Here is a 13,245-nt window from a genome sequence, read left to right on the forward strand (position 1 = left end):
CGGTCAGGACATGCCACTGCTCCTCCCCTGTCTGGCCGATGTCGGCCGGGCGCGCACCAAGCTTCAGAAGGCGTTCGAGCTCGGCGTCCTGATCGCGGTCGGTGGCGTTGACGTCGATGTGCAGCCGGGATTTCCCCTTCTCCGGCTCATCCCTGCGACTGAGGATGATCGTCGGCTGCGGACCACCGAACCCTTCGCGCGGCCCGATCTCCAGCGTGCCGTCGTCCTCGCGATCGAGCACGACGAAGTCCAGGACCTCGCACCAGAACCGGGCCAGCACCTCAGGGTCGCGGCAACCGAGCACCAGCTCACTGATACGACATGCCATAACGAAACCTGCTCTCAGCCTGGGAATTGCCGGGGAGGCCACACGCGAACCTCATGGGCTCCCGGCAGTGAAAACAATCCCGCGACCGTATCGGACGAGGCGAGCACGGGCGAGTGATTTCCGGGCCGACCCTGAAAGGGCAGCCGGGCAAGGCCGTTGGCCCTACCGCCGAGCCGTCGGCCCGCCTACAGGCGGGTAACCTGCGGTTTGCTCGCCGGGGACTAATCAAGACATGTGCGGCGTTGGCAGGAGTGGTTCCGCCCTGCGGAAGGTGCGCAGAGTGGTTAACGTCAAGATCAGCCGAGGGAGAGGAACCCGCGCATGCTGTTCGGGGACGAGCACGTTCGCCGCTACGAGGAGACCAACGGTGAGGTCGGCCACGACTGGGAGGGTGGAGCACCGTGTCTGATCCTCACCACCACCGGCCGCAAAACGGGTCAGGAGCGCAAGTTCCCCCTCATCTACCAGGAACACAACGGTTCCTACGTGATCGTGGCCTCGAAGGGCGGCGACCCGAAGCACCCCGGCTGGTACCTCAATCTGCAGGCGAACCCCGAGGTCAAGGTGCAAGTCGGTGCGGACAAGTTCACCGCCAGGGCACGGACGGCGCCCAGTGAGGAGAGCGCCCAGCTGTGGCCGAAGATGACGAAGGTCTGGCCGGCTTACGACGAGTACCAGACCAAGACCGACCGCGAGATCCCGGTGGTCGTCCTCGACCGCGTCTGATCGTCCCGAGGTGGTCTTCGGGCTGTTCGGGCCGGTCGACTCCCGCTGTGAGCGACGTCGCGGAGAAGTACACCCCGGCGACCACACTCAGTGATCACACAGGTGTCAGTACCACGGCCGTGTGCTCTGCGTGGGCAGTGCGCGCAGTGTGGGCCATCGTTCCAACAGGCGTACGGCCAGAGCCGCGCTGAGGTGACCGAGGGCGTGCAAGTGGTCGTGGTCGCGGGTCAGGTCGGCGACCACGCCGAGTCGGTGGACGAGGCGTTCCCGGGCGGAGATGTAGCCCCATTCGAAGTCCTCCGCAGGTACCCGTGCGAGGTCGTCGACGGACTCGCGGTGGGCGCGTTCGACCAGTGCGTCGCCGCGGATCAGCCATCCGGCGCAGGCGTCGGCCAGATCGCCGGGAACGTCCCTGCCCGTGAGGCCGCGCCAGGTGGCACGGTAGACGGCCTCGGCTTCCGCGAGCGGCGCGGCCGTGACCGACACGGCGCACCAGCAGGTCGGGAAACCGATGCGGAAGTAGGCGAGTTCGACCAGGCCGTTGCCCAGCGACGCCTGCTCGAAGTCGACGAAGTGGACGCCGGCGGCGGTGCGCAGGTCGTTGCCGGGGCAGGGGTCTCCGTGCAGCAGCGCATGGTGGGGCGCTGGGTCGAGCCGGTCGATCAGGCCGGCGAGCTCGTTCGGCACTCCGGGTGGGACGGGGACGCCAAGGGCCTTGGCGAGTGCGACGAAGGACTCGGCGTCGGCGGCCGTCGGTCCGGACCAGGCTGGGAGCGTTCCCGTGTCAGCAGGCCCGGTGAGCGCGTGCAGCCGGGCGAGGGACTCGGCGTAGCCGGGCATCCAGTCGTCGGCAGCGCCGAGGTCGTCCAGGTGTGCCAGGACCATCACGCGTGACGCCGCGTCCGTTCCGAGCAGTGCGGGGGCGACGGTCGGCCGGGTCGCCCGTGCGGCGAGCCGCAACGCGGTGACCTCCCGCGCATAGCGCGCATCCCCATCGGGCCCGGTGCCACCGCCGTCGGCGATCTGTTTGACGATCACCCGGCTGCCACCGCGCAGCCCGACCCGCCACACCCGGGAGCGCGGACTGCTGTCCAGGAGCGTGGCCTCCGTAGGGGAGCCCACCGCGGAACGCAGCTCGTCGCTGATCGGCACACGGGTCGGCATGTTGGTCAGCGTAGGGCCCTTCGCAGCACGGTGTACGGACACTTCGCCCAGGGCACCACTGTTGTCCCGCCGGCCGACGCACACCAGCAGTTGCCCGTCGGACGCCGCGGACGACCTCACGTCGAGGGGGTGGGCCCCGGGATGAGGACGACCTTTCCCACGTGGGTTCGCTTGAGGAAGTCCGCCTGGGCGGCATGGATGTCCCGCAACTCATAGCGCGCGGCCACGCGGGGGACGATGGCCCCCTCGACGGCCGCCGCGGCGAGTGCGTCGAAGTGCGCCGGCGTGTGCATGGACGAACCGATCAGGCTGATGTTGTGGAGATAGAGCCTGCGCAGGTCGAAGGCGATGACCGGATCGGCCACGGCACCGGCGACGACCCAGCGTCCCCCGTCACGGACAGCCGGCAGAGCGTCTGCCACGATCGCCCCGCCGACGACGTCGGCGACAGCGTCCAAGCCCTCGGGGGCCAGGTCTCTGATCGCCGCCGTGATGGTGCCGGCGGCACTGCCTGCAACATCACGGCTGATCACCGCGTGCGCGCCGGCTTGCCGGACAAGGCCGCTCTTGCTCTCCGTGGTCAGTGCGATGACCCGAGCACCCCGTGCGGCGGCCAGTTGGACGAGCGCGAGTCCTACACCACCGGAAGCGCCGGTCACCAGAAGCGTTTCACCGGGCTCCACGCGAGCGCGGTCCAGCATTCCCAGCGCGGTGCCGTACGCCACGGGAAGACAGGCCAACTCCTCATCGCTCAACGGGGATGCCGTCATGTCGTGAACGCGCTCGACCGGCACGGCGACGTACTGCGCGAAGCCGCCGTCCGCCTCGCTGCCGAGCAGTCCGACCGGATGGGAGTCCGGGCCGTCACCGTCGTAGAGAGCCGGATCGACCAGCACGCGGCGGCCGTCCCAAGCGGCATCGACCTCGTCTCCGAGACCGACCACCGACCCGGCGAAGTCGGCGCCCTGGATGCGGGGGAAGCCGATCGGCCCCCGCCACCCCGCGTGCGCCTCGGGGCGGCCGGGCAGACCGTAGGCGCCTTCGCGCGTCCATATGTCGGTGTTGTTCATCGCCGCCGCGCTCACCCGCACCAGGACCTCGCCGCGACCGGGGAGCGGAACCGGCACATCGAGGATCCGCAGCGCCTCAGGATCACCGAAACGGGTCAGTACCGCCGCTATCACGAGGGGGACCTGTCGGCCTGCCGCGGGGTGGCCGCCTCGGGTGCCTGGGACTGCGGCTTCCGGGGGCGAGGTGGCGCCACGGGAAGCCCATGCCGGATGGCGTTGCCCGTGTGCACACCGTGACTGATGTCCATGATCAGCGCCAGAAGCCGCCGGCTCGTTCGTCGCACACCACTCATCTCCTACACTGGTCTGTGAACCTCAAGGCTACTACACAGACCTGTGAAGGTGCATCCCGAATGACAGCTGACAAGACCATTGAGACCGTTGCCGGGCAGAACGACGTCCTGACGCCGGGGGCCCGCCGCATACTGGACGTCGCATCCGAGCTGTTCTACTGGCGCGGCATCCACGCCGTGGGCGTCGATACGATCGCCGCCGAGTCCGGCATAACCAAACGGACCCTCTACAACCGCTTCGGCTCCAAGGACGAGCTGATCAAGCTCTACCTGGAAGCCCGGGACGTCCGCTGGCGGAAGCTCGTCATGTCTGCTCTGGACGACATCGACCGCGGCAGCCCGAGGCGGCGTGTTCTGGCGCCGTTCGACGCCCTGGTCGAGTGGATCGACTGGAGCGCCAGGGGCTGCTGCCTCGTCAATGCCTACGCCGAACTCCCCGAACCCGGCCACCCAGGCCACCAGTTGGCGGTGGAAGAGAAGAAGTGGCTGCGCGCCCTCTTCCGTCAGCTGCTCGTCGAGGCCCGTGCCGACAACCCCGACGCTCTGGCGGTGCAACTCCTCAGCCTGCACGAAGGGGCGATGGTCTGCCATTCCGTCGCGGACGTGGCGGACGCCGCGCAGCTGGCCCGGTCCGCCGCGGAGACGCTCGTCGCTCCCCTGCGACAGGAGGGCCACACCGCCGCCTGACCCGCGTCCGGTGACCGGTGCAGGCCCCGCTGCGCGGACGGGACCCCGGCAACCTACCGCCGGGGCCCGCCTACAGGTGGTCGATCTCGGTCAGGTCGATGTCGACGCGGAAGGGGACCGACAGCTTCAACTGGTCGTGGTGGATGCCGGTGACGACGTAGACCTTGGTCGTCGGGTCCAGCTCGTAGACGTAGACAACGGGGCGGTCCTCTTCGCCGGACATCTCCACGCGCCAGAAGTGCGGGATGCCCGCTCGTGCGTACAGCTGCGGCTTGCGTTCCCGGTCCCGGATCTTCGAGTCCGGGTCGACCGTTTCGACCACCAAGACGACGTCCCCGGCTTCGTAGCGGTCAACCCCGCGCTGCCGGTCCGCACCGGCCCGGATCACGCAGACATCCGGCTCCAGCGCCTGGTGGCGCGCGAGGACGACGATCATCTCGCCTCGCACGCGCAGAGTTTCGGGACAGGTACGTCGAAGCTCCCGCGACAGCAGCGAGTTGAACGACGAGTGGAACGAACTCTGCCGACTTCGGGGGATGAGACTTCCGTCGATCAGCTGCGTGTGCGGCGGGAGCTCTGAGAGCCGGAAGAGGTCATCGACCGTGAAGCCCTCCTGCGGAGGGCGCAGCCACTCGGGGAAGCCGGAAGTCGGAGGAGCACTGTGCACCCCGCCATGGTCGCCGTCCGGCAATGAGCAGCAGCCGGAAAGAGCCGTGCCGTCGCTCAGACGAATGAGCGACGGCAGCACGCTTGACGGCCCTACGGGGGCGTCACTCCCACTCGATCGTGCCCGGCGGCTTGCTGGTGATGTCGAAGGTGACGCGGTTGATCTCGGAGACCTCGTTCGTGATGCGGGTCGAGATGCGGGCCAGCACGTCGTAGGGCAGCCGGGACCAGTCCGCCGTCATGGCGTCCTCGGACGAGACCGGGCGCAGCACGACGGGATGCCCGTACGTACGGCCGTCGCCCTGGACGCCGACCGAGCGGACGTCGGCCAGCAGCACCACGGGGCACTGCCAGATCTCTCGGTCCAGGCCGGCCGCCGTCAGCTCCTCACGGGCGATGGCGTCGGCCTCGCGCAGCAGGTCGAGGCGTTCGCGGGTGACCTCGCCGATGATGCGGATGCCCAGGCCCGGGCCCGGGAAGGGCTGGCGCTGGACGATCTCGTCCGGCAGGCCGAGCTCCTGGCCGACCATCCGGACCTCGTCCTTGAAGAGCTGCCGCAGCGGCTCGACCAGCTGGAACTCCAGGTCCTCGGGGAGCCCGCCGACGTTGTGGTGGGACTTGATGTTCGCGGCGCCGGTGCCGCCGCCGGACTCGACGACGTCGGGGTAGAGGGTGCCCTGCACGAGGAAGGCGACATCCTCGCCGGCCGCGCCGGCCTCCGCCACCAGCTCGGCCTGTGCCTGCTCGAAGACCCGGATGAACTCCCGGCCGATGATCTTCCGCTTCTGCTCGGGGTCGGCGACCCCGGCCAGCGCCGACAGGAAGCGGTCGGCCGCGTCGACGACCTTCAGCTGTACGCCGGTGGCCGCGACGAAGTCCTTCTCGACCTGCTCGGTCTCGCCCTTGCGCATCAGCCCGTGGTCGACGTAGACGCAGGTCAGCTGCGTGCCGATGGCCTTCTGTACGAGAGCTGCGGCGACCGCTGAGTCCACGCCGCCCGACAGGCCGCAGATCGCGCGCTTGCTGCCGACCTGCTCGCGGATCACCGCGACCTGCTCGTCGACGATGCTCTCGGTCGTCCAGGTCGGGGCGAGCCCGGCGCCCCGGTAGAGGAAGTGCTCCAGCACCTGCTGGCCGTGGGTGGAGTGCATCACCTCGGGGTGGTACTGCACGCCGTACAGCCTGCGCTCGTCGTTCTCGAACGCCGCGACCGGCACCAGGTCCGTGGACGCGGTGACGGTGAAGCCGTCGGGCGCCGCCGAACAGGCGTCGCCGTGCGACATCCACACCTGCTGCTCGGCAGGGGTGCCCTCGAAGAGGGTGGAGGCGGTCTTGGCGACGGACAGGTCGGTCCGGCCGTACTCACGGCTGCCGGTGTTGTCGACGGTGCCGCCGAGGCTCTGCGCCATCAACTGGAAGCCGTAGCAGAGGCCGAGCACGGGCACGCCGGCCTCGAAGAGGGCGCCGTCGAGGGCGGGGGCGTCCTCGGCGTACACGGACGAGGGACCGCCCGAGAGGATGACCGCCTTGGGGTTCCTGGCGAGGATCTCCGGCACCGGCATGGTGGAGGGGACGACCTCGCTGTAGATCCGGGCCTCACGCACACGGCGCGCGATCAGCTGCGCGTACTGGGCGCCGAAGTCGACGACGAGGACGACGTCCGGAGCGTCGGGGGCGTCCGGAGAAGCGGACGCGGAGGCGGAGGCGGACGCGGAGGGCGCTGAAGCCACGGAGCTGCTGCCTTTCGGCCTTACGGCGGTGGAGCGGGGCTTGATGTACAGCCGATTCTACCGGGACCCGGCAGCGGCCCGGCTTGGCCTCCGTGACAGGCCGGGGCATAATGTCCCGCATGTTCGAGCAGACCGACCGGAAGCGATTCTGGTTTACCTATGGCACCGGCCCGTCCGGCTGCCATGGTCGAGCTGCTTGATCCACTGACAAGCGACTGACCGGGCTCCCCCATAGCCTTCGGCATGGGAGGTACCCCCATCGGGCCGATCAAGGCCCGGGGCGCCGGTCATTTCCGCTCCCCCGGGCCGCGAGGGCCCCGGGCTCCGGCGAGGTACGCGTCACGAGTACGAGCCGAGCACGAGCCCCCAGGAGACGGAGACACCACCATGAGCGGCATCACCGAAGCGACACAGCCGGCACGCGCCCGTATCGACGAGCTGGACGCGGAGATCATCGCACTCGTGCAGGAACGCAGAGCGGTGTCGGTCCGCGTCCAGCAGGCGCGGGCCGAGGGCCACGGGGGACTCGCCCGCGAGATGGAGGTGCTCGGCCGCTACCGCGACGCGCTGGGCCGCCCCGGCACCCAGCTCGCGATGACGCTGCTGGGGCTGTGCCGCGGGCGGTCGTGAAGGGGCGTGCGGGGCGGTCACCCGTACGGCGCGTGACCGCCCCGTGAGGGCTTCGTTGGACCCGGTGTCCCCGATGTCAGCTGGGCGTCCGGCTGAATGGGGCGGCGCCATCCGAGCGATGAGACGCCCGATTCTCCTGTGCGGAGAGGCGGCAGCGTCGTGGGACCTCGCTCCGGGCGCGAGTGACCGGACGGCAGGGGACAGCAGCCCGGTCACGCCCTTCTCCCCGCTGCGGCGGGGAGGCAGCGGCCGGTCCGGGGGACGCCCTGGACCGGCCTCTCCGGCCTACTCGGGGGATTGCTTCGCGGTCTCCTGCTTCTTCGCCGGCTCCTTCTTCGCCGGCTCCTGCTTCTTCGCGGACTCCTGCTTCTTCGCCGGCACCGTCGGCACGGGCAGCACCGTCAGCCGCAACGCCCCGAACGCGCTCTCCGGCACGGCCGGTTCGCGCGGCGCCACGGATTCGATGCGCTCGTATTGCCCACCCTGCGCCGGGCGCGTGTCCGCCTCACCCTTGTTCGGCCACAGCGACATCGCCCGCTCGGCCTGCGCCGTGATGGTCAGCGCGGGATTGACCCCGAGGTTGGCCGAGACCGCCGAACCGTCCACCACGGAGATGCCCGGGTGCCCGTACAGCCGGTGGTACGGGTCGATGACGCCGCTCTCCGCGCTGTCCCCGATCGGGCAGCCGCCCAGGAAGTGCGCGGTCAGCGGCATGCCCATCAGCTCGCCGACGTTGGTGCCCGGGAAGCCGTTGATCTCGTCGGCGAGGTGCTGGGCGGCCTCGGCGCCCTCCGGGATGTACGCCGGGTTCGGCGCCCCGTGTCCCTGCCGGGCGGTGAGCAGGCCCTTGCCGAGCCCCTTCTCCTTGCGGTACGTGGTCAGCGAGTTGTCGTGGGTCTGCATCACCAGACCGATGATGATGCGCTCCGACCACTTGCGCGCGGAGAGCGAGCGCACGAACAGGCTCGGGTGCCGCAGGCAGGTCAGGATGTGCCCGAGCACCTTGGGCAGCCGGGTGTCGTGATTGACCTGGAGAGTGGTCAGCGCGCTCATCGAGTTCGAGCCCTTGCCGTAGCGCACCGGCTCGATGTGGGTGTTCTCGTTGGGGTGGATGGAGCAGGTGATGGCCACGCCACGGCTGAAGTCGAGCTTCCTGCCGTCGTCCCACTTCTTGACGTAGCGCCGGTCGATCGTCTGAGCGCCCACCAGGGCCTCGGAGTTGGTGCGGGTCAGTTCGCCGAGCCGGGCCGAGAGGCGGGGCAGCGTGCCGCTGTCGCGCATCCGGTGCAGCAGGGTCTGCGTCCCGTACGTACCGGCCGCGACCACGACGTGACGGGCGCGCAGCACGTGTGTCGCGCCCTTGCGCTTGTCCGTACGGGCGCAGGTGACCGCGAAGCCCTCGCCGTCAGCCTCTTCGACGGCGCGGACGCTGGTCATCGGGTGCACGACGGCGCCGGCCTGCTCCGCGAGGTAGAGGTAGTTCTCGTTGAGGGTGTTCTTCGCGCCGAGCCGGCAGCCGGTCATGCACTCGCCGCACTCCGTGCACGCCCTGCGGGCGGGGCCCGCGCCGCCGAAGTAGGGGTCGGGCATCTCGTCGCCCGGTGCGCCGGTGGCCTTGCCGTCCGCGTCCTGCCCGTCGCCGAAGAAGACCCCGACGGGCGCCATGTGGAAGGTGTCACCCACGCCCATCCGTTCGGCGGTCGCCTTCAGGTGCTCGTCGGAGGGGGTCATGGTCGGGTTGAGCCGGGAGCCGAGCATCCGCTGCGCCTGGTCGTAGAACGGGCGCAACTCCTGCTGCCAGTCGGTGATGTGGCCCCACTGCCGGTCCTGGAAGAAGGCGGGCGGGGGCACGTAGAGAGTGTTGGCATAGTTCAGCGAGCCGCCGCCGACCCCGGCGCCCGCCAGGATCATGACGTTGCTGAGCACGTGGATGCGCTGGATGCCGTAGAGACCCAGTGCGGGGGCCCAGATGTAGTTCTTGGTGTCCCAGGAGTTCTTCGGCAGGGTCTCCCGCGTGTAGCGGCGGCCCGCCTCCAGCACGCCGACCCGGTAACCCTTCTCCGTCAGCCGGAGCGCGGAGACGGAACCGCCGAAGCCGGAGCCGATCACAATCACGTCGTAGTCGTACGAATCGCCCTTGTTGTTCTGGGCGGAGTTCTCCTCGGACACGGGGACCTCCGGTGCGAGCGGTGCGGCTCAGGTCGTCGTTGGTGGGTGAGCGAGTTGGTCAGGTGAGCGAGTTGGTCAAGTGGGCGGGTTGGTCAGGTGGCCGGGTGCCGGGGCAGGGGGCTGGGGTTTAGGCGCGCGGTGCACTGGAGGTGCCACGGGGGTGCACCGCGCGCCGCCCGTGGGGGGTCAGCGGAACCGGAGTGCCTTCAGGGCCTTGAGCGAACGGCTCATGAAGGCGGCGTACTGGCCGTCGTCCATACCGAACGACGGCGCCATCGGCAACAGCCGCTGATGCGCCACGGTCTGCGGCTCGGTGAACTTGAAGATGCCCTCCGAACCGTGCCGCCGCCCCAGCCCGGAGTCACCCATGCCGCCCATCGGGGCCTGCACGCTGCCGTACGCGGCGGCGTAGCCCTCGTTGACGTTGACGGTGCCGGTGCGCAGGCGGGCCGCGACGTCCCGTGCGCGTCGGCCGTTGCGGCTCCAGACACTCGAATTCAGGCCGTACGGTGTGGCGTTGGCCAGCTCGACCGCCTCGTCCTCGTCCTTGAAGCGGTAGACGGACACGACCGGGCCGAAGGTCTCCTCCGTGCACACCGCCATCGGCGAGTCCACGCCGTCGAGGATCGTCGGCTCGTGGAAGAGCGGCCCGACATCCGGCCGCGGCCGGCCGCCCGCGAGCACCTTCGCGCCCTTGGCGACGGCCTGCTGCACATGCCGGTTGACGGTCTCCAGCTGCTGCTTCGAGACGAGAGAGCCCATGTCGGCGCCGTAGGCGAGCGCGGAACCCAGCCTCATCGCCTTCGTACGGGCCACGAACCGCTCCAGGAAGGCGTCGGCCACCGACTCGTCCACGTAGAGCCGCTCGATGGAGATGCACAGCTGCCCGGCGGAGGAGAACGCGCCGCGCACCGCTCCCGCCGCCGCCTTGTCCAGGTCGGCGTCGGCCAGCACGAGCATGGCGTTCTTGCCGCCCAGCTCCAGCGAACAGCCCACCAGCCGGGCCGCCGCCTGCTGGGCCACTCCGCGGCCGGTCTTGGTGGAACCGGTGAAGGAGACGTAGTCGCCCCGCTCGACGACCGCCGGCCCGACCACCGGGCCCTCGCCGATCACGATCTGCCAGACCGCCTCCGGCAGTCCGGCCTCGATGAGCAGCTCACGGGCCCACAGCGCGGTGAGCGCCGTCTCGGTGTCGGGCTTCATCACGACGGCGTTGCCCGCGACGAAGGCGGGGAGGGCGTCACCGACGGACAGCTCGAAGGGGTAGTTCCAGGGCGCGATCTGTCCGACCACGCCCCGGGGGTGGCGTAGCTCGGTCACCTTGGTGAGGGTCGGTATCGCCCCGGTGTGGCGCTTCGGCCGCAGATAGGCGCCCGCCTTGCGCCCGTAGTGGCGCGCGGCGACGGTGACCGCCTGCACCTCCTCGTGCGCGTGCAGCCGGGTCTTGCCGGTCTCCAGCTGGATCAGGTCCAGCACCTCGTCCTGCCGCTTGAGCACCAGGTCGTGGAAGCGGAGCAGGACGGCGGCCCGCCGGCCTACGGGCGTCGCAGCCCACGTGCGCTGCGCCTCGCGGGCGCGGTCGAACGCGGCGGCGACGTCTTCGGGGGTGGACTCCGGCAGGTCGGCCAGCTTCTCGCCCGTGAAGGGGCAGTGGCTGGAGGTGGTGCCGCTGCCGGCCACGCCGCGGGTGAGGCGGGCGACGAGGTCGGCGGTGACCACGTCGGCTGCCGTGCGGGCCCCTGCGGGGGGCGCGGCGACGGGGTTGCGCGCGCCGGTGGTGCCGTCGGTGGCCTCGGCGTCGGCTGCGGCGGTGCCCTGCGTGTGTCGCTTCTCCTGCGTGTCCGTCATGCGGCAGAGACTACGACTGGGGATACCGGCTGCATACCCGGCGGTAACCACTTTCACGGAATCTGCCAGTGAATGCTGGCGCGTGGCCCGCTGGCGCGGGGTGCGTGCGCGGGGTGGTGGGGTCGGGTGCGTGCCACGGCGGCACGCGTGCCCGGACGGCATGATTTACGGCCCGGCCCCCCGTACTGTTCTGCTGGCCTCTTTCACCTTTGCCGGGCCGAAAATCACTTCCCCTGGCTTCGCCGGGGAGACCCCAAGAGTGTCCGGGCCCACGCACCACCGCGTCCCACACCCTCCGGCCGGTAGTCGGCTATCTCCGGCGTGGGGTCCGGTCGCCAGGCCCGGACGTGGCACGGTTACGGGGTTGGGCGGTAGGTGTCGGCGACGGCCTCGAAGTGGCGGTCGATCTCTTTCTTCTTGTTCTCCGAGCCCATCACCATCAGCAGGTGATACCGGCCGTCATGGATCATCGCGCGGTTGCGCGCGTATACCTCGCGGCCGCCGTCCCGCCAGCTGAAGGTGCCCTCGGCCATGGCGGTTTCGCCGACGTCGATGCGCCGCAGCCCGGAGGTGGACGCCCAGTCCGACGCGCGGTACGCCGCCAGCTCCGGCTCGTCGTCGCTCTGGTAGACCATCGGGTCCTTGCCGTACTTCTTCGTGCTGTCCCGACCGTCGACGATGAGCATCTCGACCTCGCCGCCATTGTAACGGACTTGGCCACGGCCGGTCGTGGAGCGACGGTCCCATGCGGCGGGTACGGCGACCTGGAACCCGGCCGGGTCCTTGCTCAGCTTGTACCCCTTGGGCACCGGGTCCGGTGACGCGGGCGGCTTCGGTTCGGGGTTCTTGTCCTTGCTCTTGTCGTCCTCGGGCTGGGGAGGGCTGCTCTCCTTGCCCACGGAGCCGCGCTGCTGGTTCGCCGTGCCGTCCGGATCGCCCTTGGGCATGAACCACATCGCGTAGAGCACCGCCGCGGTGAGGCCCAGTAACACCAGGCCGACGGCCCAACGGCCCAGGCTGCGCGGGCTGTGCCGCCGCTTGTGCCGGTGCCGCTCCGTGGGGGGCGGCCGCTTCTCCGCCCGGCGTCTGCGGACGAGTTCGCCTCGGCGTCGCAGAATCGGCAGCCTCCGCGGGTCCGAGGATCTGCCCGTGCCCAGGGAGGGCGGAGCGAACACCGTGTGCCAGCCCACCTCCGGCTCGGGAGCGGAACGGACCAGTGAGCGCAGCCAGCCGCGCAGCTCCTCGAAGTCCGGACGTTCGGTGGGGTCCTGACGCATCAGCGACTCGACCACGGGGCGCAGCGGCCCGCAGTCCTCGGCGAAGGCGGGCGGCTCGGCGCACACCATCTGCACCAGCTCGGCCGCGTCCTCCTCGGGGTACGGGGAATGGCCCTGCACCGCGCGGAAGAGCAGGGCGCCAAGTGCCCACAGGTCGGCGGCGGGGCCGACGGGTGGGGCCAGCCGCCAGTTCTCGTAGACCGGGCCGGCCTGCTCGGGGGCCCAGCGTTCGGTCACCGCTCCGACCACGGTCATCCGGGCCTGCCGCGCACGCTCCGCCGCCAGCGCCGTGGTGGGGCCACGGTAGGGCCCGTCGTCGGTGTCGCCGGAGTCAGCCGGTTCGTGGCCCCAGGGGCGGCTTTCCTCCTCCTCGTCGGAGGGGTCGGAGGGGGCCTCGTGGGCGTACGGGGCGTCGTGGGGGTAGGGGTCCGCGTCGGTCTCCGGCGCGGCAGGGCGCCACGAACCTGGCACGGGGAGGCTGTTGGGCGGCCGGGTGCCGGGCAGATCCGCCGGGCTCACCTCGTCGTCGCCCGGCGGCAGCCAGCGCACGTGGTCGTCGGGGACGGGGGCGCTGCCGGGCGAGGTGGACCACCAGCCCGCGGGTGAGGCGGGCGTGGCGCGGTCGCTGTGGGCCCCGTCCTGCGGGCGGGCGTCCGC

Annotated in this window: 10 protein-coding genes and 1 pseudogene; 3 read left to right on the top strand and 8 right to left on the bottom strand. The window is 70.5% G+C overall.

Annotated elements, in window-relative coordinates:
* On the bottom strand, window positions 1–328 hold a 328-nt coding region (locus tag ACRDP3_RS18615; RefSeq protein ID WP_431518096.1), incomplete at its 3' end, for a VOC family protein.
* 321 nt (window positions 329–649) lie between these two features.
* On the opposite strand from ACRDP3_RS18615, the gene ACRDP3_RS18620 reads away from it, so the two are divergent.
* Complete coding sequence (locus tag ACRDP3_RS18620) at window positions 650–1,054, top strand: nitroreductase family deazaflavin-dependent oxidoreductase (protein ID WP_431518097.1); 405 nt, start codon at window positions 650–652, stop codon at window positions 1,052–1,054.
* A gap of 105 nt (window positions 1,055–1,159) precedes the next feature.
* Here ACRDP3_RS18620 and ACRDP3_RS18625 read toward each other — a convergent pair whose 3' ends face one another.
* On the bottom strand, window positions 1,160–2,218 hold the full coding sequence (locus ACRDP3_RS18625; RefSeq protein ID WP_431518098.1) for an aminoglycoside phosphotransferase family protein: 1,059 nt from the start codon (window positions 2,216–2,218) through the stop codon (window positions 1,160–1,162).
* Between the two features lie 116 nt (window positions 2,219–2,334).
* Window positions 2,335–3,402 (bottom strand): zinc-binding dehydrogenase, encoded by a 1,068-nt coding sequence (locus tag ACRDP3_RS18630; protein WP_431518099.1) that lies wholly within the window; start codon window positions 3,400–3,402, stop codon window positions 2,335–2,337.
* A gap of 239 nt (window positions 3,403–3,641) precedes the next feature.
* Here ACRDP3_RS18630 and ACRDP3_RS18635 point away from each other — a divergent pair, with 239 nt between their 5' ends.
* The gene (locus ACRDP3_RS18635; protein WP_431518100.1) at window positions 3,642–4,268 is read left to right on the top strand and encodes a TetR/AcrR family transcriptional regulator; all 627 of its coding nucleotides are present in this window, start codon (window positions 3,642–3,644) and stop codon (window positions 4,266–4,268) included.
* Between the two features lie 70 nt (window positions 4,269–4,338).
* Here the strand turns inward: ACRDP3_RS18635 and ACRDP3_RS18640 are convergent, their stop codons facing one another.
* Together ACRDP3_RS18640 and guaA are read right to left on the bottom strand one after the other, a co-directional pair.
* The gene (locus ACRDP3_RS18640) at window positions 4,339–5,016 is read right to left on the bottom strand and encodes a Uma2 family endonuclease (protein ID WP_431518101.1); all 678 of its coding nucleotides are present in this window, start codon (window positions 5,014–5,016) and stop codon (window positions 4,339–4,341) included.
* A gap of 22 nt (window positions 5,017–5,038) precedes the next feature.
* Entirely contained in the window at window positions 5,039–6,664 is a 1,626-nt protein-coding gene (gene guaA, locus ACRDP3_RS18645; RefSeq protein WP_431518102.1) for a glutamine-hydrolyzing GMP synthase, read from the bottom strand.
* A 387-nt stretch (window positions 6,665–7,051) separates the two neighbouring features.
* Here guaA and ACRDP3_RS18650 point away from each other — a divergent pair, with 387 nt between their 5' ends.
* A complete protein-coding gene (locus ACRDP3_RS18650) occupies window positions 7,052–7,294 on the top strand; it encodes a chorismate mutase (RefSeq protein ID WP_431518103.1) in 243 nt (80 codons plus the stop codon).
* 285 nt (window positions 7,295–7,579) lie between these two features.
* On the opposite strand, the gene ACRDP3_RS18655 is transcribed toward ACRDP3_RS18650, so the two are convergent.
* The 3 genes and pseudogenes from ACRDP3_RS18655 to ACRDP3_RS18665 form a co-directional block, all read right to left on the bottom strand.
* Window positions 7,580–9,463: a GMC oxidoreductase gene (locus ACRDP3_RS18655; RefSeq protein ID WP_431518104.1), complete on the bottom strand. Its 1,884-nt coding sequence runs from the start codon at window positions 9,461–9,463 to the stop codon at window positions 7,580–7,582.
* A gap of 186 nt (window positions 9,464–9,649) precedes the next feature.
* Window positions 9,650–11,311 (bottom strand): succinic semialdehyde dehydrogenase, encoded by a 1,662-nt coding sequence (locus ACRDP3_RS18660; protein WP_431518105.1) that lies wholly within the window; start codon window positions 11,309–11,311, stop codon window positions 9,650–9,652.
* 356 nt (window positions 11,312–11,667) lie between these two features.
* Window positions 11,668–13,245 (bottom strand): annotated as a pseudogene (locus ACRDP3_RS18665) (hypothetical protein); the annotation flags it as partial.

Origin of the sequence: Streptomyces sp., from assembly GCF_050698815.1 — a bacterium.
Classification (GTDB): Bacteria; Actinomycetota; Actinomycetes; order Streptomycetales; family Streptomycetaceae; genus Streptomyces.